Raw genomic sequence first — 19,680 nt, forward strand, 5'->3', positions numbered from 1 at the left:
GACGGAGGTCGCACCTAGGCGGAGTACGGGGCCTGGAATCGGGCGGGGCCACGTGCCCGGATCCGGCTGCCCGGCGACTCAGCCGAGGATGTCGATGAGTCCGGGAACGGGAACGCGCGGCAGCGATCCGGTTCTCGCGAAGCGTCCCCAGATCCGGCGCAGCTCAGGTCCGGCCACCTCGGCGGTGGTCCCGTAGTCGAGGAAGCTCGAGTCCCATACGGGACCGGGGAAGAGCAGCGGCAGGTCACCGGAGTGGGCGGCGTCGAAGAAGCTGCCGTCCCCGCGGGAGACGATGAGGAGGCGGGAGCCCTGTCCGCCCGACATCCGGTGGCGGTCGTAGAACTCCTTCGCCGCGCGGGTGTAGACCGCCGAGGTGATCCCGGAGATGAGCGATTCGAGCATCGGGGAGGTGAGCCGGCGTTCGTGGAGGCGGTGGAAGGCGGGGACGAATCCGGCGAAGAAGGCCATCTCGCGTTCGGTGCGGGTCATGAGCACGTCATACTCAGGTGCCACGCGCTGCCACGCGTCGGCGGCCTCCGCGCGGGACGGGAGCGGGTAGTCGCCGTAGTGGACGCCGAAGCACATGCCTGCGTGGAGGCCGCCGACGAGCGCGGCCTTGTGGACCTCGTCCTGGGCGGCGAGGATCTCGGGCACGCTCGCCTCGGTGGGGATGCGCTGCGCGACCCGGGCCATGGCCCAGTTCATCGATTCGGTGCCCCCGGAGAGCCCCAAGGGCGCCGAGGCCATAATGACGCGCGAGAAGAGGCCGGCGGTCGCCTCGGCGATCATCAGGTGGGCGCACGCATCAGCACCGGCGCTCTGGCCGGCGATCGTGACGTTGTCGGGGTCACCTCCGAAGGAGGCGATGTTCCTCTGCACCCAGCGCAGCGCGGAGATCTGGTCGAGGAGGCCGAGGTTCGAGTGCTCGGGCCGGCCCTGGCCCAGATAGCCGAGGACGCCGAGGCGGTACGTCACGGAGACGACGATGAGGCGCTGCTCGGTGACGAGTGCACGGGGGTCGTAGATCTCGGCGTCCCCGGCGCCGGAGACGTAGGCGCCGCCGTGGATCCAGACGAGGACGGGCAGCGCTTCCTCGGAGGTGAGGGCGTCTGCCGGCATCGTCACGCTCACGCGAAGGCAGTCCTCGCTGGTGGCGAGGCCGCCGATCTGGTCGAACCGGAACTCGGCGTTGGGGTCGATGCGGTGCTGCGGACTCGCCGGTCCCGGGCGCGTCGCGTCGATGGTGTCGACGGCGGGTTCGTCGACCGGTGGGGCGAAGCGCTCGGCACGGGCGTAGCGGATTCCGCGGGCGCGGATGATCTCGTCATCGACGACCGCGCGCACGGTTCCGCACGGTGCGGAGATGTCGATCCGCGCCGTCGTCGTCTGCGCACTCATCGCTGCCCGGTCCTGCAAACGTCGCTTCGAGATCGGCTTACTTCGAGGGCTCGACCGGGGGTTCGGCGGACCAGGGGAAGACGATCCACTGGTCGGTGCGCTTCCACACGAAGTCGGGGTCGACGATCGAGGCGGACTTCGCGTAGATGACAGCGGACTGCGCCTCGGCGCCGTTCTTCTTCAGCAGTTCGAGGACGAGGGCCAGGGTGCGTCCGGAGTCGGCGACGTCGTCGACGACGAGGAGCTTCTTGCCCTTGATCGCCTCGATGTCGAGCATCGGGGCGAGCAGGATCGGGTCGGGCAGGGTCTCCTCGACGTCGGTGTAGAACTCGACGTTGATCGCGTCGGAGAGCTTGAGGCCGAGGGCGTAGGCGAGGGCACCGGCGGGCAGAAGGCCGCCGCGGGCGATCGCGATGACGATCTCCGGATCGTAGTCGGAATCCGCGATGGTCTGCGCGAGATCCCTGGCCGACTGGCCGAAGGTGTCCCAGCTGAGGATCTCCTTGTCGGTGAGATCGGTCGAATCGGCGTGGTAGGCCTGGCCCATGGGTGCTCCTTGTGCGTCGGTGTGCTGGGATTCTCGAGCTCGGGGTGCTCTGTTGGCTCAATCGGGAATCTCAGGATACGCGCCTGAGTCGCTGATCTGCCATTTGATTCCCCACAGCCACCCTGCCGATCCGAGGAAGATCAGCGCCGAGGCGGCCAGGCCCCACCACGGACCCGCCAGGGCGGCGATCGCTCCCCCGCCCAAGGCCCCGAAGGGTGCGATGCCCCAGGAGACGAGGCGGCTCGCGGCGGTGACGCGGCCGAGCAGGCTGACGGGGATCGTCCGCTGGCGGTAGGCGCCGGTGATCGCGGAGAAGACGACGGTGGCGACGCTGAGTCCGAAGCAGCCGAGGACGAGGAAGACGATTCCCGGCACCGAGGCGGTCAGTGGGATGAGGAGGCCGAGACCGGTGCCGCCGAGGACGCACCAGAACACGACACGGCCCTCACCGAAGCGTCGGGCGATGGGGTCGGCGGCCATGGCGGCGCAGACTCCGCCGAACCCGGCGGCGCCGAGCGCGACGCCGATGAGGGAGGCGGTGAAGCCGGGGAGTGAGAGGAGGTAGACGACGATGACGGCCTGCTGCATGCTCAGCGCGAGGTTGAATTGGGCTCCGCTCGCGACCATGCGCATGACGTCGGTGCGGCTGAGGAGGTATCGCCATCCGGTGAGGACGTCGGCGATCAGACCGGCGGCGAGCCGTCGGCGCGGGCGCTCGTCCTCGGTTCCTTCCTGCGTCCCCAGCCGAGGATCGCGGTGTTTCGCGCGGAGATCGCTGTCGTCTTCTCGGGTGTTGCTGTCCCCGTCTCGGGTGTCGCCTTCCTCGTCTCGGGTGTCGCTTTCCTCGTCTCGGGTGTGATTGACTGCCGTCTCACGGTCGTTCCTTCCCTGCCGAGGCACGTCCCAACGGTGGAGCACCACCGCGAGCAGGACGAACGAGACGAGGTAGCCCAGCGCGGTGACAAGCAGGGCGGCGGCAGGATTCGCGACCCCGATGAGCGCACCGGCGAGCGGTGGTCCGAGGATCATCGCCACGGACTGACTCCACGTCAGGGCGCTGTTGGCTGTGGTGAGGTCGTCGGGGTCGATGCCGGTGGCGAGCAGGCTCGGTGAGCCGACGAGGAAGAAGACGCTGGCGATGCTGACCGCCACGAGCAGTCCGATGAGCACTGCCGGGTGGAGCACGCCGGCGAAGGCGAGGCTGACGATCGCGACGAATGCGGTGAAGCGGACGGCTGCGCTGGTCAGCAGCAGGCGTCGGAATCCGTGACGGTCGATGAGGACCCCGGCGATGGGTCCGACGATGAGCCAGCCGATGTCGTCGGCGGCGACAGCCAGGCCGACGACGCCGTCATCGGCGCCGAGCGGGCCCACGATGAGCAGGGGTATTGCGACGGAGGTGGAGGCGGCGGCGAGGTCACCGCTGAACGATGAGGTGAAGACGCCTGCGAAGCGGGCCGAGCGGAAGCGCCTCGTGGCTCTCGGTGCGGTCATCGCGGGAGCTGTTCGAGAGGCCCCGCTTCCTGGCTGATGTTCCCTCGGCGTTCGGGAAGAGTGTCGGTCCGCCAGTACTCCCCGGTGTGCGGATTGCGCTCGAGGTACTGGTAGTCGATGAGCTCGCGTCGCAGGCGGGCGAAGTCGGCGTGGAACTGCTTGAGGTGCTCGTTGATCTCCTTCTCCGTGTAGATCCGGTCGCTGTCGACGGTGTCGCGGATGTCGAGGAGGAGGACGACGAGCGCGCGCCGCTTCATCGGGATGGCGGTGAGTCGCCCGTGCGGCATGAATGTGCGGCGCGTCTTCGCGCGGAAGGCGTCGAGCGCGGCTGCGAGTTCGGGATCGAGGTGCGCAGGGTCGGAGTTCGCCGCCGAGGCGGGGCCGAGGAGCCGTTGCGAGAGGAGGGCGGCGCGGGCGGAGGTGTAGTTCTCCCCGGTCTGCGCCATGCGTTCGCGCACGAGGGATTTGAAGTCGCTGTTCTTCGTCATGGTGGTCAGTCCTCTGCCGACCGAACGCTGCCCCAGCTCAATGCCCGGTCAGGAGTTCACCGCTGACGGGTCGATCCGAGGATGTTCTCCCCTTCGCCGGATGGTCTGTGTGCTGGGGTGCCAGACCGGGCTGGGCGTCGGATGCGCCGCTGAGCACGAGTATAGGTCATGCTCGGCGCACGTGAGTTTGACTGTGCAGTCAGTCAGCGACAGGTTCGAGGTAGAGCCAGCGGCCGGCCCGGCGCACGAAAGCGGAGTTCTCCTCGAGGATGTGGTCGCCGAGGCTGTCGCGGTAGTGGGCGCGGAAGTGCACCGTTCCGGTGTCGTCGTTCTCCAGGCCGCCGGTGGTGTCGACGATGTCGAGTCGTGTCCAGGCGACGAGGTCGTCGACCCCGAGGTCGGCCGGGCGGGTGCGCGGATGCCAGGTGCGGAAGAGGTGATCGGCGTTCTTCGTGGCGAAGGCGGTGAAGCGGGACCGCATGAGCGCCTCGGCGGTCGTCGGCCAACGCTGGCCGTCGAGGGCGGGGCCGCAGCATTCGTCGAAGCTGGCACCAGGTGGCATTCCGGAGCAGGGGCAGGTCATGGCTCGATGATATCGGGAGGTCACTGAAGAGTAGTGGACAATGAGTGCCCGCACCTCCATGGTGTTCGGATGCCCACTGCCCACGCTTCGTGGTGTTCGGACGTGCCAGCCACGAGCTGGCGTGCCAGTATGGAGGGATGACGACCGTTTATCTCTCCGGTGATCCCAAGTCCGATGAACTCCTCGCCGAGGATCCCTTTGCTCTGCTCACAGGCATGCTGCTCGATCAGCAGGTCCCGATGGAGGTCGCGTTCGCTGGTCCGGCGAAGCTCGCTGAGCGCCTGGGCAGGCTCGACGTCGCCGAGATCGCGGAGATGAACCCGGACGAATTCCTCGAAAAGTTCGCGGAGAAGCCTGCCGTGCATCGGTTCCCGAAGTCGATGGCCGCCAGAGTGCAGAAACTCGCTGAGGCCATCGTCGACGACTACGACGGTGACACCGCGGCGATCTGGACCCGTGGAGAGCCGACCGGCGCCGAGGTGCTCAAGCGTTTGAAGAATCTGCCCGGTTTCGGGGAGCAGAAGGCGAAGATCTTCCTCGCGCTTCTCGGCAAGCAGTTCGGTCTCACGGCACCTGGTTGGCGCGAGGCAGCCGGTGTCTATGGTGAGGATGGCAGCCGTCGTTCGATCGCCGATGTCGTCGACGAGGGAACTCTCCAAGAGGTCCGAGCATTCAAGAAGCAGGCCAAGGCCGCCGCGAAGGCCGAGAAGGCAGCGAAGTAGAGTCGGGTTCCCGTCGACGGCAGTTCTCGGCCAGCTGACATTTCCAGGGCGGCGTGGTCAGTTGTGGTGTCGCTCGGGTGATTGTTCCACGGCGGCTTGGTCGGCTGCGGTGCCGTTGAGACGACGGTTCCACAGCCACAGGTTCACAGCTACAAGTTGGGTTCGGGCACAGTTGTCCCCTGGCCCGGTCAGTCGGGTGGTCGACTCGACCCGTTCGCACCCGACTCACCCCCACCGGCATCATCAGGCCCGCCCGTGCCACTGAGGTCGTCGAAGAGAGTGCTCATGATGTCCTCGGCAAGGAACCGGGGATGGAAGATCGGTTCCCGGGCAGGATCGACCGATGCCGGTGGCACCCAGGCAGGGCGCCCATTGGTCATCATCCGCATCTCCCACTCCGACCGGTCCATCAGATGATGATGAGCACTGCACGCCAGAGCCAGATTGTTGATCTCCGTCAACCCTCCCCGGGCGTGCGGGATCACATGATTGGCATCACACCACCCCGGAGGGGCATCACACCCCGGGAACGTACACCCCTTGTCACGGGCCGTGACCACCGCGATCTGCTGCTTATTGGCAAACCGTTTCTCCGTGAGCACCTGCACCGTTTTCGCCTTCTGAGACACCAGATGGAAGAACACCTGCCCCTGCAACCCCCGGGCCTGCAGTTCACCGATCGGGATCGGCGTCTCAACCCCGGTCGTGCCTTCCCCGGTGCCGTGGGCCAGATCCTCAGCCGTCGCGGTCACGACGAGCGCGTAAGGAGTCCCGGACCCGGCCTGGTCCATGCTGATCCGCGAGACCAGAGTCGCGAACCGTTCATAGATCCACGCCCTGGCTGTCGGCTGCTCAGCGGTCAGATCGACCCGGGACCCGTCAGCACGCACCCCGACACCCACGAGGAACTCACTGTCCCCGGACTCACCGGCCGCCTCGCCGGGGTTGGAGCCGGCGGGGTTGGCAGCGCCGTCGGGGGTGTCCGCGCCGGCAGAGCTGTCAGGGTTCGTTATCCCATTGACGCGTGGGCCGTTGGGGTCGGTAGTGCCGTTGGAGCTAGTGGTGACGTCTGTGTCTGCTCGGTCCCAGGCTGGGGCCTGGCCGACGGTCGGTAGGGGTGCGTCGAACCGGTCACCGTGCAGCACGGAATCGACAACGTCGAACAGAGACTCCTGACCTCCGACAGCACTGTCGCCACCACCGTGATCACCGTCAGCGCAACCGTCATCAGTAGGTGCTCCGACGACACCGTCACCACGGTTCCCGCAGGCACCCGAACCATCGGAGTCGGCGAGTGCCCCGAAGGCACTGCCGTCACTGTCGGTGTGGGTTGTGTCCTGGTCTGGGGTGGATTCGTTCGCGGATTTGATCCGCGAGGTCAGCAACCCGTTCAACGCCGCCCCCGAAACAGGGTCGAGGAGACCATTGAGCACCCAGTCACCATTGCGTTTCGGTCGCATCGTCACCGCATAATCACTGCGCGGAGTCTCCTCGACCGGTTTCTTCCCATCCGGGTCGATATACCCCAGCATCCGATTAAAGATCGCACGAATATCAGCCACCCGCACCGTCGGCGCATAGGCGACGAGGCGTTTCTCCACATCCGCCCGCTGCTCGGCACTCACCCAGTCAGGCAGGGCGGCCAGGCAGTCATCAATGGTCTTCGCCTGCCCCGCCGACAACGCACCCGTGTGCAGGGCTTCGGAGACTTCGGGACACAAGGGTTTCAGGGCCTGCCCGGCCAGATCCACCCGCCCACCAAGGTTCTTGGCCATCTCGGCCCGCCGGTGGGCTTCTGTCCGGGTGAGGTTGAGTCGGTCCTGGATGAGGGACTTCGTGTCCTTCGCCCCCGTATCCGCCGGTGTCCCCACCCGGTCGTAGACGGACAGGGCGAGGATCGACAGGGCTTCCGAGACCCGAGAGAGGGCTTCGGCCCCGTCGACGAGGAGGAGTGCCTCGTCGGGTCCCATGGGTTTGTCGAAGGACCGCAGTTGGGCATCGAGGTGCATGAGGGTGGTGATGCCGGTGGTGACTTCCGGGGCGAACGCGGACAGGTCCGCCCACGCCCTGCCGGTGAAGAGGGGGTGTCGGCTCACCCAGGCGGGCACGTCGGTGTCCCCGTCCAACGCGGCAGCCGCCGCAGCGATCTCAGCGATCTCGGTCTCAGCGCGGCGCTGTTCCTCGTCCTCGACTGACGGGGCATCCGTCGGAGTCGAATCCCCACCGGCGGCATCAGTGGTGTGGCGGCGGGCCACAGGACGGTCATGCTCGGTCACGGGACCGTTTGCGGCATCGTAGGCACCACCGGTGGCATCGTCGTAGCCAGAAGGCTCGTTGCAACGCCCGTTGGCGCTCGTAGGGTCAGCACCGGCGGAACCGAGTTGGTCAGCATCACTACCGTCGACGGCATTGTCATCACTGTCGTCGTCGACGTTATCGAAGTAGGTGCTCTCCGGCTCGGGTTCGGGATCCTCGGCGGGTGGGGCGGAGGCGAGGCCGGCGAAAGTGTCGGCGAGGGGGTGTCCGGTGAGGTCGATGCCGGCGTTGGTGAGCTGATCGAACAGCGACTCGGCGTTCGGGGTGTCACCAGAACATGGGGAGGACTCCGGCGCCGAAGGCCCGCCCGTATGCGCACCCGCGGCGTCGTTGCCGGGGGTGGGGTGCTTGCGGCTCGGGGTGAGAGTCATGGTGCTCAGGGGTCCATTCGCCATTGTCCATGTCTTGTGACCTATTATACACCTGTGTGGAGTGTGTCAAGATGTTTCTTTGTTTTTTGTTCGACTATTTTTTCGGTGTTCTAGGTGCTTCGATTCCTAGAGCAAGCAGTGTTGTCTCAGTGCCGATGTGTGTCGCGACATCTGTGTCAGCAGAGGTTCGTGTGCGCCGGGGTGGGTCAACGCTACAGGTCGGCACAGACACGACCACACAACAGACACGTCCACACGAGAGACGTCTGCCAGGCTCGTGACAGCAGTACGCGCCGACCGTTGACGACGGCGGTTCGGGCAATGAATGCTGGACGAGTAAGCACCGCTGGTCGGACGATGACCGCGGGTCGAACAATGCCCGCCGGTCGAATAACGACCGGCGATCGAACAATGGCCCATGGTCGAGCCGCTAACCCAGCGATCGGCAATCGAGCGGCGAACTCAGCGCTTGGCAGTCGAGGCGCAGACTCAGTCAGCGCTCAACGGCCGACCCGCGAACTCAGCGCTCGGCAGTCGAGCCGCGGCCCTCACTCTCGGCGAGCTGTCGGAGGTAGTCGTTGTAGGCGTCCAGCTCCTTGTCGCCGTGCATCGCAACTTCACGGTCACGGATCTTGTTGTTCTTCGACTCCTGACGGAACCACGTGATGAGGATGATGAGGAGAATGATGACGGCAGGACCCTCGCCGTACGCCCACGCAATCCCACCGGCGAGTTTCTGATCTTCCATGGGGTCGATCCCCCACCTCGGCGGGAGTTGGGCGAACCGATCGACCAAGGGCAGCGCCGCCATCATGACGATGACACCGAAGAACGCGTGCAGACCGGCCTCCATGAAGGAATGGAAGATGCGGACGACGTGCGATTCGGGGACGGGAAGCGGGTCGGCAGGGATGAGCGTTGCGTTGAAGACGATTCCCGTGAAGAGGAAGACGAGTTCGAGCGCGATGTGGACGCCGATGCCCTGGTTGAAGACCCAGCTCGCGGCGTCGGAGAGATAGAGGCCATAGAAGAGGGCGAGGAACAGCGGGATCGAGAACAGCGGGTGGACGATGATCTTGCCCGGCCACGATCGCAGGCCGAAGATGGCCGTTCTCAGGACCATCCGGCCCGGCAGATTCCGCGGTGTCGAGCGGAGCAGGAGCGTTCCGGGAGCGCCGAGGAGGAGCAGCGGCGGCACGGCCATCATGAGGGTCATCTGCTGGAACATGAAGGCCGAGAACATGACCTGGCCGTAGCCTTCGATCGCGAGTCCCATGGTCGCGGCGAGGAGCAGGCAGCCGATGAGGAAGAGGATCCCCCGCCATGCCGGCCACGGGCGCTTCTGGACGGCGAGACGGATCCATCCGATGACGTAGGCGAGAGCGACGAGACCCGCGATGACGGGTATGACGGGTATCGGCTGCAGGTCGAAGCCGAGAAATGCTTTCAGGGACGGCGTTGCGGTCGGAATCCACGCCAGGTCAGTCATGTTGCGTACGGCACCTATCTCACACGGGTCTCGCTGTCTCAGCGAGTAGGTCTGACGACTAGGTTACTCCCCTGTCAGAGCCGGCGAGTGAACAGCCGACTCGTGAGCAGGTTATCCACAGATTCAACTGCGTCTGTTCTCAATCCGTGAGTTCTCGCATAATGTGGGACACCCTGGCGCCTGGCCATCAGAGGTGCCGTCGGCACGAACCGCAGTGTCAGCATCACGGACCACAGAGGCGTGGAATGAGAACCGGAATCGCTACACCAGCTCGTCGAACCACCATCCGTCGCCATCTCCGCACGGTTGCCGCAATCGCGGCTGTGGCCGCCGTCGGCGCGGTCATCTCGGGGTGCGAGGACAATTCTCCGGTTGCAGCGCCGACGTCGACTCTTCCTGCGGCAGATCCCTCGGCCGGAGCGTCGACGCCGACCGTCCCCGAATACACCACCGACCTCGACCTCACCGACGACGAGAAGAAGGCGGTCGATGGGGCGCTGGAGGCGTTCGAGGGGTACATCGAGACGATGAACCGTGTATTTAGCTCTGGCGGTGAAGATATGGAAGGAGTCGATAAGTACGCCGCCGACAGTTCGCTCGAGGCTCTAGAGAGCAGCGCGAACGAGCTAAAGAAGAACGGGGAGTATATGGCCGGGGAATACGACTACTTCGACCTTCGTGTCGATGAAGTCAAACTGAAGCAGGATGAAGCCGGATCGAACGAGGTCACGCTTCTTTACTGCTCAAACGATTCTAACCGGGCAGTAGTAAAACTAGGCGAGCCGTTACCGTCTCAATCGCCACAGAGCCTAACGATCAGGCATACCGCTACTGAGAAGGACTCAGGATGGGTTATCACTAACCAGGAACTGTGGAGCAAGTCGTGCGAGTAATCGTTAAGTCCCTGGCCGTCTTCATCGCAGTATTTGTAGCGGCGATCACTGTTTCGCCCACATCGATAGCGGCCAAGGGACCCGGTTGCGACGCGCTCAATGAACGAAACTGTGGCATAGTCCAACCACCCGCTCCCCCAGGTCCACCCGGCGGAGGCGGCGGTGACGGAGGAGGCTCCGGAGGAGGCGGGGGCTCCGGCGGAGGCGGATCCGGAGGCGGCGGTTCCGGCGATGGTGACGGTGACGGGCGGCCGGACTGCGTCTACGAAGAGCTCGGCTATATCTGCGCTGACCTGCCCGGAGGCGGTGGCGGAGGGGGCGGAGGAGGTCCGGCGCGACCAGCACCGCCGACGGAGATTCCCGAATCGCAGTTCCAGACATTCGACATCCCCGCGCCGACCATTCACGCCTGGCCCAAGGACTGGGCGGTCATCGGCAAACCCGCCGCCTTCTGGACGAACGCCGACGTCAGCTACATCGACATGACCCTCCTCACCTACTCCGTGCAGGTGAAGGTGACTCCGGAGAAGTACAGCTGGAACTTCGGCGACGGCACCGGCGCGACGACCACAACCAAGGGCTCGAAACCGCAGCCCGGCGACAAGCCGGAGATCGGCCACGACTTCCAAGAGGTCGGACCGACCACCGTCGAGATGACGACGACGTTCACCGGCGAATTCTCCGTCGACGGCGGACCCTGGATCCCCATCGACGGCTACGCCTATGTCGCCAGCAACGAGCTGACCATCGACGTCTACCGATTTCACCGCTACCTCGTCGACGAGGACTGCAATGCGAATCCGAATGGTCCGGACTGCAATTGACTCGACTGCAGCTGAACTGACCGCAATTGACCTGCAGCGCAAATCAGTTCGTGCTCAACCGCGCACCCAGCACCCGCAGAACTCCCCCTGCCCGAAACCCGCAGTACGCCACGCGCCCGAAACCGCAAAACGACTGAAGTGGAGTCGCCCCCGACCCTCCCACGACACCTGCTGAATCGCCGCCCGTTCCCCCGCGCGATCTCCCTCCGTTCGCACCTGCCGAATCGTCGCCAATTCACACAGGAAAACCTCAAGGCTCCCTGAGAGACTATCGCCATGGTTTGCCGACTCACCGAGTTGCTCGTCGACTCACACTGGCGCGTTGTCATCATCGGCGCAGGTCAGGCCGGTCTCTCGGCCGCGCACTACCTCTGGCGCGATGGTTTGAAACCTGGTCGGGACTTCATCGTCCTCGACGCCAGCGACGGCCCCGGCGGTGCCTGGCGGCAGCGCTGGGAATCCCTGACGCTCGGTTCGACGAATCACATCGCCGACCTCCCCGGCTTCCCCCTCGGCGCCCCCGACCCATCCGTGCCGGCATCCGAGATCGTCACCGACTACTACTCCCGCTACGAGCAGGAACTCGAACTCTGCGTCGTCCGTCCCGCCGAGGTGGCCCACGTGACCTCGGACGACGCCGGTGCCGGACCGCTCAAACTCACCGTCATGCTCGACGGCGAACGCGTCCACCTCACAAGCGACTACCTCATCAACGCGACGGGCACCTGGACCCACCCCTACGTCCCCTACGTACCCGGGATCGCCGAATTCGAGGGCAAACAGCTCCACACCGCCCAGTTCCGGGAGGTCGAGGACTTCCGCGGCCTGCGCACTCTCGTCGTCGGCGGCGGCATCTCCGCCACCCAGTTCCTCCTCGAACTCGCCACCGTCACCGACACCCTGTGGGCCACCCGCCGTCCACCGAACTTCACCGCCCGCGAATTCGACGGCAACTGGGGACTCGAGGTCGAACGCGCGGTGCGCTCCCGCACCCTCGCCGGACTCCCCCCGGCCAGCGTCGTCCGCACCACCGGGTTGCCGCTGCGCCGCGAATTCCTCGACGGCGTCGAATCCGGAGTCCTCGTCTCCCGTGGCATGTTCGATGAGATCCTCCCCCACGGCGTGCACTTCCCGGCCCGGCCCGCCGAGGAGGCGGTGACCTCCGAAGGCCTCGGCCCCTCCCACAGCGACCGTCTCGCCCTCCCCCAGTCGTGGCAACCGTTCCCCGAGGAGCGCATCGAAGAATTCGACGTCATCTTCTGGAACACCGGATTCCGCGCCGCCCTCAACCACCTCGCACCCCTCCACCTGCGCACCCGCGAGGGCGGCATCGCCATGGACACCGAGGTGGCCGTCCGAGACGATCACCGCATCTTCCTCGTCGGCTACGGTTCCGCGAGCTCGACGATCGGCGCAACCCGCGCCGGTCGCATCGCCGCCCGCGAACTCCTCAAACGCCTCGAGACCACCGCTGACGGCGGCTCGGCCGGCCAGAGTCCCGCACCTTCCACTGCGACTGCGGACGGTCGAACGGCGGAACCACCTGCCGACACCGCTGAGAGGACCAATCATGAGAACCTCAGCGCTCAGGCAGCCGGCACCGAGGCGGCCGGCAGTAACGCGGCGACCGCTCGCCCCGACGAGTCCGTCCCCGCCGTCGCGCTCGACGCCGTACCTCAGGCTCAGCGCCGGGCCGGAGCGACCGTCAGTTCAGCCCCGGCGGCGGAGTGAGATTCTCGTCGGCCAGACGCACCGTCGGCAGCATCGTCGCGAAAACGTCAGCGGTGGCCTGATCCTCGCTCTTGACGACCATCTCCAGCGTCACTTTGAACTGTCGGCCCTCCACCTGCACACCGGCTGCCAACCCGTAGATCAGTGACTCCGACGACTCGATCGACCGCATGTCATTAGGGCCGAGAGTGCCTGTGAACGTCCAGTACTCTCCCCCGGTCACCTGCCCGGTCTTCTCCGACGACATCTGGGATCCTGCCGAGTCGAAGGTCGCGTCCTGCGCTGACTTCACGACGTCGGCCGGAGTGATGTCGTCGTCTTCATAGCAGTTGACCGTCATGAGCGCGCCGGGCCCGCGCTCGAAGAGGCGGTACCCGTCGTATCCCGTCGAGTCGCTCCACTCGTCATCCATCGCAATCGCGATGGGCACCGGACACGACTGCCCCACGTCGATGGCCTGCTCCGTCATCCCCGGCGGAATCGCCCCGACACCGGACTCCGCGGTCGGCGTCGACGTCGACCCATCGCCGACACCCACCTTCACGGGCGCGGAATCACCCTCGTTCGTGCTCACCCGCATCGCCGAGCAGCCGCTGAGAACCACGGTCAGCGCGAGAAGGCCGGTGGTCAGGGGTCGCAGGGTCATCGCCGGGCCTTCCGTCGGAGTCACCACCATCCTACCGCCGGGCGTCGTCTGCGGCCTCGCCTCAGACGCCTTCGCCGGGCGACGTCAGCAGCGCATCCTCAGACGCCGATGCAGAGGACGGCAAAGCTCATCTCAGCCCCGGCGGCGGCGTGACCGGATTCCCCGCGAAGCGCACGGTCGGCAGCATCAGCGCATAGACGGCGGCCGCCTCGGCGTCGTCCTTCTTCGCTGCCATCTCAACGCTGACCCTGTAGAGCCGACCCTCATCCCGCAGCCCCGCCACCGCACCGTAGAACACCGACTCCGTGCCGCCGATCGAACGCACCGACGAGGCGCCCAGCTCTCCCTGAACGGACCAGTAGACTCCGCCCGGCATCTCGCCCGCCTTCTCGGTGACGACGCGGGAGCCCGGGTCCGTGAGGATCACATTCATGGCCTCGTCGGTGACGGACTCCGGGCCATCGCCGCCCCAGGCATAGCAGTTGACGCTGATGAGGCGCTCCTCACCGTTCGCGTAGACCTGATAGCCGCTCACTCCCCCAGCGTCGGTCCATCGGGGGTCGACGGCGAATTCGATGGCGATCGGGCACTCGTCTCCGAGAGCGGCCTCGACCTCCTGCCACCCTTCCGGAATCGCGTCGGCGTTCGCCGTCTCCGGAGAGCCGTCACCGACGCCGACGGCCACCGGTCCGGAATCCTGCTCGGACGTGCTCACCCTCAGGGCAGAGCACCCAGAGGTGAGCAGACAGGCAATCAGCATCCCGCCGAGCAGCCGCCGAGGGGTCATCGTCACGCCTTCCGTCGCAGTCAGCAACATCGTACGGCACGGGCCACGGCCGGACCCTGGCGCGAATCCCGACCGGGGCATAGCCTTGGGGACATGGCTGATCTCCCCCTCCTCGACGATTCCCACATCGACCGCGTCCTCTGCATCGTCGCCCACCCCGATGACATGGAGTACGGCGCCTCAGCGGCGGTGGCGAAGTGGACCGGCCAGGGGAAGACCGTCGCCTACCTCCTGCTCACCCGCGGTGAGGCAGGCATCCGCTCGATGCCGCCGGACCAGGTGGCTCCGCTCCGCGCGGAGGAGCAGGCGCGGGCGTGCAGCATCGTCGGCGTCGACGACCTCGAGATCCTCGAATTCCCCGACGGCATGCTCGAAGTCAGCCAGGAGCTGCGGCGCGCGATCGCGAAGAAGCTGCGCGAGTTCAGGCCGGACGCCGTCATGGTGACGAACTGGAATCTCGAGACGGCGTGGGGCCTCAACCACGTCGACCATCGGGCGGCCGGCATCGCGACGGTCGACGCGATCCGGGACGCGGACAACCCGTGGCTGTTCACCGACCTCGCCGATTCCGGACTGGAGGCGTGGAAGGCGAGTCAACTGCTCGTCACCGGCCCCGACTCACCGACGGATGCGATCGAACTGAGCGCCGAGGATGTCGCCAAGGGCGTGGAATCGCTCGAAGCGCACACGGTCTACCTCGAAGCGCTCGGGGATCACCCCGAGCCGAAGGACATGATCACCGACATCTGCGCGAACACCGGCGCACAGGCGGGCGTCGAATACGCCCTGCCTGTGCGCGTGTACGAGATGTGAGGGTCAGGCGCCGAGGGACGCCATCGCCGCATCGTAGTCGGGTTCGGTGGTGATCTCGTCGACGAGCTGCGTGTAGATCACCGTTCCCGTGTCATCGAGGACGACGACGGCGCGGGCGAGCAGTCCGGCCAGCGGGCCGTCGACCATCGTCACGCCGTACTCCTTGCCGAAGGCGCTGCGGAACGCCGAGGCGGTGACGACATCGTCGATGCTCTCCGCGCCGCAGAAGCGGGCCTGCGCGAACGGCAGGTCGTTCGACACGCACACGACGGTCGTGTTCTCGAGGCTCGCGGCGAGTTCGTTGAACCGGCGCACCGAGGCGGCGCACACTCCGGTGTCGACGCTCGGGAAGATGTTGAGCACGACCCGGGAGTCGGCGAACTCCGAGGAGTTGACCTCGCCGAGGTCGTTGCCGACGAGCGTGTAGGCCGGGGCCTGCGTGCCGATGGCCGGGAGGTCTCCGGAGGTGTGGACGGGGTTGCCTTCGAGTGCTGTGGTCGCCATGCTTCGATCGCTCCTTGACGGAAGGTGAATGGGTCGTTCCTCACTCTACGGCAATCGTCGTCGGCCTCAACCGACGGTCCACCGCCGAGGCGAACCACCACCTCGGCGGGCCGCCTCAGTGGGCGGACGGCTTCGCGGCGAACCGCTTCTCGACGATGATGAGGATGATGACGACGATCGCCCCGGCGACCGCGAGGAGCACCGGGCCGAGCACGGGGTCGTAGGGGGCGAGCAGGCCGCCGGCACCGTGCGGTTCGCCGTCGGAGCCCACCTCGGCGGCGGACTGCCACGGCCACAGCGCGCGGAGGGAACCGAGCATGAGTCCGGCCATGATGAGCAGCGTCCACCAGCGGTGATTGTGGAGGAAGTAGCGGAGGATGTTGACGAAGACGGCGAGGCCGACGACGGCGCCGAGGCCGAAGACGGCGATGTAGACGAGGTCGCGTTCGTCGACGGCCCGCAGAGTCGTCGTGTACATGCCGACGGCGAGAAGGAAGAACGAGCCGGAGACACCGGGCACGACGAGCGCGCAGATCGCGACCGAGGCGACGAGGAAGACGGCGATGAGCGGCGGGTTCTCCACCTCGGCGCCGCCGGCCAGCCCCGTCATCCAGAACGCCAGCGCGGCCGCGGCGATGAACGCGAGGATGCCGAGCGCGATGGGTTCGCGCCGGGTCCGGGGCGGCAGCATGAGCAGGGGCACGAGGATGCTCGCGGCGACGAGTCCGAAGAACAGTCCGCGGGCGAGTTCGGGATTGTCGGTGACGAATCCGGCCATGAGTCCGGCGATGCTGAAGACAGCGGTGGCCATGCCGAGGAGGACGGGGATGATGAGGAACCAGTCGGTGCGCTTGAGCTCCGCGAGAGCCCCGGAGAGTCGATCAGGGCCGGTGACGAGCGTCTTCGCGGCCTTGACGACGTGTGCGGCGGAGTCGATGAGCTGGTCGTAGACACCGGTGACGAGGGCCACCGTGCCGCCGGAGACGCCGGGGACGAGCTCGGCGGAGCCGATGAGGAAACCGCGCACGAGGTCGAGGGGAATCCACGCCTTCGAGCGGCGCGGTGCGTCAGTGGGCGTGCTGGTGTGATTGGGGGCAGGAGAAGTCAAGGGTCGCTTTCGTCCGACGACAGGGCATGGGATTCGCCTCTATCGTCTCACAGCGGTCTGCGCCCTCCCTGATCGCGCAGGTGAGCGCCCCGACCCGATCAGTCGCCGACGGCCCCGTCGATGCTCTCTCGAAGGAGATCGGCGTGGCCGAGATGCCGGGCGTACTCCTCGATCATGTGGATGAGCACCCACCGCACGTTCTGCACGCTGCCGTGGGAGCGCCGGCGCAGCGGTGTGCCGAGATCGGCGATGCCGGCGAGCACCTCCCGTGAGCTCTCGACCGCGCGTTCGTGGAGGTCGAGCAGCTCCTCAGGCGAATCGTCGACGGCGCTCTCGAAATCCCAGTCGCGGTCGCTCCGCCAATCGATCGCCGCGAACGGTTCGGGCAGCGCCTCCCCCGCCGTGCGCTCGAGGAACCACGTGTACTCGACGAGGCTGAGATGCTTGAGGATGCCGCCGAGCGTGAGACTCGAGGCGCCGACGGTGCGCCGCAGGTCGTATGCGCTCAGCCCGGCGACCTTCCGGCGCAGCACCTGCCGTTGGTAGTCGAGGAATTCGACGAGTCCCTCACGCTCGTCAGGCTGGTCACGGGGTTCGTCCAGCGGCAGGTTCATCGGAGCTCCTCACTCTCTGCCTTGCGACTCTCTGCCTTGCGGCGACCGATGTCGAAGACGTATCCCTCAGGGTCGGTCAGCGTCGTCCATTCGATGCCGTATTCGTCGAACGAGGCGACCTTCGTCGCTCCCAGCGCCACGGCGCGATCGACGTCGGCAGGATAGTCGGGGTCGTCGAGGTCGATGTGGAGCGGATTCTTCGCCACGACGCGACCTGCGCTCTCCGCGCCGGCACCCGGAGCATCGGCCCTGTCATCGACCTTGAGGAAGAGCATGCCCGGGGTCGGCGATACCCCGTCATGGATTCCGCCGATGCTCGCGACGAACTCGTTGGCGCCCTCATCGATCTCGGCGTGGAGCAGCTCCGCCCAGAACAGCGACTGGGTTTCGACGTCGGTGCAGTCGAAAGTGATGCTCAGGGAGTTCAGCGAGGCCATGACACGTGGTCCTTCCTTATATGGTCGAGCAGTCGATGACGGGTTCCACACTAGGCCGCGGCACTGACGCGGCCGCCGCTGACCGAGATGCGCTGTCATGTTCCGTCTCACCCGGCCGCGAGGTGCGGGCTCAGGCGCGCGGCTGCCGTGCGAGCTGACGGGACTGGGCGACGAGGCGACCGGCGGAGTCCCACAGCTCGCAGTCCTCTTCGAACATGCCGCCGGCGATGTTGCGGGTCTGCACCTTCACGCCGATCCAGCCCGGTGCCGGGTTCGCCCGCACGTGGGCGGTGAGCTCCATCGTCGGCGCCCAGTTGAAGCGTCCGAGGTCGAACATCACCGGCGGGAAGGCGTCGAGGAAGGCGAGCAGCGCCAGCGGGTCAGGATCGGCGCCGTCGGCGAGCCTGATCCACCCTTGGAGGAGTCCGCGCCCGCTCGGGCGGCCGGCGGCGAATCCTGCGGTGGCGGGGTCGAGACGCATGTCGTAGCGGAAGACGACGGGTGCGGAGTCGAGGAACTCCTGCGGTCCCTCGGCCATCGGAATGCAGTTGTCCGGGTCGGGAAGCTCCGGTGGCTGCGCTGAGGTGCCGACGTCGTCGGGAAGCGCGCCGAGGCTGCCGAACGTCGCGAGCGCCGTGATCCTCGGCTGCCCCTCCTGACTGAGATCGGCGCCCAGCGTCGCACTCGAGCGCCCGGTGCGGATGGTCCGCACCGCCACCTCGGCGGGCCCGGAATCACTGGGACCGAGGTAGTACGCGGAGATGACGAGCGGATCCGGCGTGGCGGGAACGGTCTGCGCCATCGCTCGACCGATGACGCCGAGGAGGTAGCCCCCGTTGACGGCGCCGCCGACCTTCCAGCTGCCGTCGAGGTCGGCGGAGAAGCGGGCGTCGCCGCGCGGAGTCACTGCGGTCGCACGGGCGAACTCGCTCTGGGTCTCATCGGTCATGTGACCCACGTTACCAATTACTGATCGGTAGACAAGTCATCGTGAGCGACGACTTCGGCGTTCGTTGCCGCGGCGATAGTTCCCTGTCGCTCGCGCGAGCAGCTGCTGGTCGACGGCATCGCTGCGACCGAGCTTGGGAATGAGTGCGGCGGCCTGCCGACCGCCGAGCTCCATGACGGTGCGACCGCCGCGCCCGATGACGACGACTCCGGACTTCGTGATCCGGTAGTCGAAGGGATCGTCGTCGATGCTCACTCCCACTCCCCTTCCTGCCGTAACGGACTACCGTTGTCGCCATGAGCATATCCCTCGAGCCGATCGTTCCCGCAGGCCGCGATCGCGCCGCACTCATCGAGTTCTTCTCGACGAACGCCTTTCCCTACCATGCGCGGGCGGGAGTGCGGTCGGTCGGTGAGGCCGCCGAGTTCGTCGACTCCGGTGGCTTCCTCGGCGATGACGGCGTCGCACTGTGGGTCGTCGACGCCGAGCTGGGTCGGATCGGCCTCGTGCGCATCGACGACCTCGGCGCTGACACACCGGAGTTCGACCTGCGCTTGGCGGCGGATCACCGCGGCAGGGGCCTGGGCGAGGCGATCCTCCGGGCGGTGACGGACCATCTGTTCACGACCACCTCGGCGCAACGCTTCGAAGGGATGACGAGGGCGGACAACGTCGCGATGCGGAAGGTGTTCGTCCGAGCGGGGTGGACGAAGGAGGCTCACCACCGGCGGGCCTGGACCGTCGAGGGAGGCGACCGGCTCGATGCCGTCGCGTATGCGATTCTGCGCGAGGAATGGGAGACCGGCGAGAGGATCCCCGTCGCCTGGGACGACCAACCGGACTGAGCGCAGAGTTCGGGACCGAGCGCAGTGTTCGGGACTGCGTGCACAGATTCGGACAGCGCGCAGAGTTCAGGGACGGCGAAGCGCCCCTGGTGATGTCCACCAGGGGCGCTTCTGCTGTACT

At 66.6% G+C, this 19,680-nt stretch carries 21 protein-coding genes; 6 read left to right on the forward strand and 15 right to left on the reverse strand.

The genetic code is table 11. The features are described 5' to 3' along the window. Window positions 1-78: 78 nt before the first annotated feature. From J9315_RS10415 to J9315_RS10435, 5 genes are all read right to left on the reverse strand, one after another. Window positions 79-1,398: a carboxylesterase family protein gene (locus J9315_RS10415; RefSeq protein WP_211977828.1), complete on the reverse strand. Its 1,320-nt coding sequence runs from the start codon at window positions 1,396-1,398 to the stop codon at window positions 79-81. A 37-nt stretch (window positions 1,399-1,435) separates the two neighbouring features. Then, on the reverse strand, window positions 1,436-1,945 hold the full coding sequence (locus tag J9315_RS10420) for a phosphoribosyltransferase (RefSeq protein WP_137825613.1): 510 nt from the start codon (window positions 1,943-1,945) through the stop codon (window positions 1,436-1,438). 57 nt (window positions 1,946-2,002) lie between these two features. Then, window positions 2,003-3,439, reverse strand: coding sequence for an MFS transporter (locus J9315_RS10425; protein WP_211977829.1), 1,437 nt, complete (start codon window positions 3,437-3,439; stop codon window positions 2,003-2,005). Beyond that, entirely contained in the window at window positions 3,436-3,927 is a 492-nt protein-coding gene (locus J9315_RS10430) for a DUF2087 domain-containing protein (RefSeq protein ID WP_211977830.1), read from the reverse strand. Before J9315_RS10430 ends, J9315_RS10425 begins: the two co-directional genes overlap by 4 nt. A gap of 199 nt (window positions 3,928-4,126) precedes the next feature. Continuing rightward, complete coding sequence (locus tag J9315_RS10435; protein ID WP_249120884.1) at window positions 4,127-4,510, reverse strand: YchJ family metal-binding protein; 384 nt, start codon at window positions 4,508-4,510, stop codon at window positions 4,127-4,129. Between the two features lie 137 nt (window positions 4,511-4,647). Between J9315_RS10435 and J9315_RS10440 the strand changes: the two genes are divergently transcribed. Beyond that, window positions 4,648-5,232: an HhH-GPD-type base excision DNA repair protein gene (locus J9315_RS10440; protein WP_211977831.1), complete on the forward strand. Its 585-nt coding sequence runs from the start codon at window positions 4,648-4,650 to the stop codon at window positions 5,230-5,232. A gap of 188 nt (window positions 5,233-5,420) precedes the next feature. Here J9315_RS10440 and J9315_RS10445 read toward each other — a convergent pair whose 3' ends face one another. Both J9315_RS10445 and J9315_RS10450 read right to left on the reverse strand, forming a co-directional pair. Beyond that, the gene (locus tag J9315_RS10445; RefSeq protein ID WP_211977832.1) at window positions 5,421-7,919 is read right to left on the reverse strand and encodes an HNH endonuclease signature motif containing protein; all 2,499 of its coding nucleotides are present in this window, start codon (window positions 7,917-7,919) and stop codon (window positions 5,421-5,423) included. 520 nt (window positions 7,920-8,439) lie between these two features. Further along, on the reverse strand, window positions 8,440-9,408 hold the full coding sequence (locus J9315_RS10450) for a cytochrome c oxidase assembly protein (protein WP_211977833.1): 969 nt from the start codon (window positions 9,406-9,408) through the stop codon (window positions 8,440-8,442). 245 nt (window positions 9,409-9,653) lie between these two features. Between J9315_RS10450 and J9315_RS10455 the strand changes: the two genes are divergently transcribed. The 3 genes from J9315_RS10455 (at window position 9,654) to J9315_RS10465 (ending at window position 12,856) form a co-directional block, all read left to right on the forward strand. After that, window positions 9,654-10,301, forward strand: coding sequence for a hypothetical protein (locus J9315_RS10455; RefSeq protein ID WP_211977834.1), 648 nt, complete (start codon window positions 9,654-9,656; stop codon window positions 10,299-10,301). Between the two features lie 482 nt (window positions 10,302-10,783). Further along, entirely contained in the window at window positions 10,784-11,125 is a 342-nt protein-coding gene (locus J9315_RS10460; protein ID WP_211977835.1) for a hypothetical protein, read from the forward strand. A gap of 276 nt (window positions 11,126-11,401) precedes the next feature. Further along, the gene (locus J9315_RS10465) at window positions 11,402-12,856 is read left to right on the forward strand and encodes an FAD-dependent oxidoreductase (RefSeq protein WP_211977836.1); all 1,455 of its coding nucleotides are present in this window, start codon (window positions 11,402-11,404) and stop codon (window positions 12,854-12,856) included. On the opposite strand, the gene J9315_RS10470 is transcribed toward J9315_RS10465, so the two are convergent. Then, window positions 12,831-13,526, reverse strand: a complete 696-nt coding sequence (locus tag J9315_RS10470; RefSeq protein ID WP_211977837.1) for a hypothetical protein — start codon at window positions 13,524-13,526, stop codon at window positions 12,831-12,833. The two genes, J9315_RS10465 and J9315_RS10470, sit on opposite strands and share 26 nt — an antisense overlap. A 103-nt stretch (window positions 13,527-13,629) precedes the next feature. Beyond that, window positions 13,630-14,415: a hypothetical protein gene (locus tag J9315_RS10475; protein WP_249120885.1), complete on the reverse strand. Its 786-nt coding sequence runs from the start codon at window positions 14,413-14,415 to the stop codon at window positions 13,630-13,632. Here J9315_RS10475 and J9315_RS10480 point away from each other — a divergent pair. Then, the gene (locus J9315_RS10480; RefSeq protein WP_211977838.1) at window positions 14,383-15,102 is read left to right on the forward strand and encodes a PIG-L deacetylase family protein; all 720 of its coding nucleotides are present in this window, start codon (window positions 14,383-14,385) and stop codon (window positions 15,100-15,102) included. The genes J9315_RS10475 and J9315_RS10480 overlap by 33 nt on opposite strands. Window positions 15,103-15,105: 3 nt before the next feature. Here J9315_RS10480 and tpx read toward each other — a convergent pair whose 3' ends face one another. From tpx to J9315_RS10510, 6 genes are all read right to left on the reverse strand, one after another. Continuing rightward, the gene (gene tpx / locus J9315_RS10485; protein ID WP_140955665.1) at window positions 15,106-15,606 is read right to left on the reverse strand and encodes a thiol peroxidase; all 501 of its coding nucleotides are present in this window, start codon (window positions 15,604-15,606) and stop codon (window positions 15,106-15,108) included. A 115-nt stretch (window positions 15,607-15,721) separates the two neighbouring features. Beyond that, window positions 15,722-16,714, reverse strand: coding sequence for a DUF368 domain-containing protein (locus J9315_RS10490; protein WP_140955664.1), 993 nt, complete (start codon window positions 16,712-16,714; stop codon window positions 15,722-15,724). A gap of 98 nt (window positions 16,715-16,812) precedes the next feature. Further along, complete coding sequence (locus tag J9315_RS10495; protein ID WP_211977839.1) at window positions 16,813-17,328, reverse strand: DinB family protein; 516 nt, start codon at window positions 17,326-17,328, stop codon at window positions 16,813-16,815. Continuing rightward, a complete protein-coding gene (locus tag J9315_RS10500) occupies window positions 17,325-17,765 on the reverse strand; it encodes a VOC family protein (RefSeq protein ID WP_211977840.1) in 441 nt (146 codons plus the stop codon). The genes J9315_RS10495 and J9315_RS10500 overlap by 4 nt, the downstream gene beginning before the upstream one ends. Window positions 17,766-17,895: 130 nt before the next feature. Beyond that, entirely contained in the window at window positions 17,896-18,714 is an 819-nt protein-coding gene (locus tag J9315_RS10505; RefSeq protein ID WP_211977841.1) for a thioesterase family protein, read from the reverse strand. Window positions 18,715-18,750: 36 nt separating this feature from the next. Further along, window positions 18,751-18,969 (reverse strand): hypothetical protein, encoded by a 219-nt coding sequence (locus J9315_RS10510; protein ID WP_211977842.1) that lies wholly within the window; start codon window positions 18,967-18,969, stop codon window positions 18,751-18,753. A gap of 41 nt (window positions 18,970-19,010) precedes the next feature. Here J9315_RS10510 and J9315_RS10515 point away from each other — a divergent pair, with 41 nt between their 5' ends. Next, window positions 19,011-19,559, forward strand: a complete 549-nt coding sequence (locus tag J9315_RS10515) for a GNAT family protein (RefSeq protein ID WP_211977843.1) — start codon at window positions 19,011-19,013, stop codon at window positions 19,557-19,559. The last annotated feature ends 121 nt before the right edge of the window (window positions 19,560-19,680 follow it).

It is taken from the genome of Brevibacterium sp. W7.2, from assembly GCF_018137945.1.
Classification (GTDB): domain Bacteria; phylum Actinomycetota; class Actinomycetes; order Actinomycetales; family Brevibacteriaceae; genus Brevibacterium; species Brevibacterium sanguinis.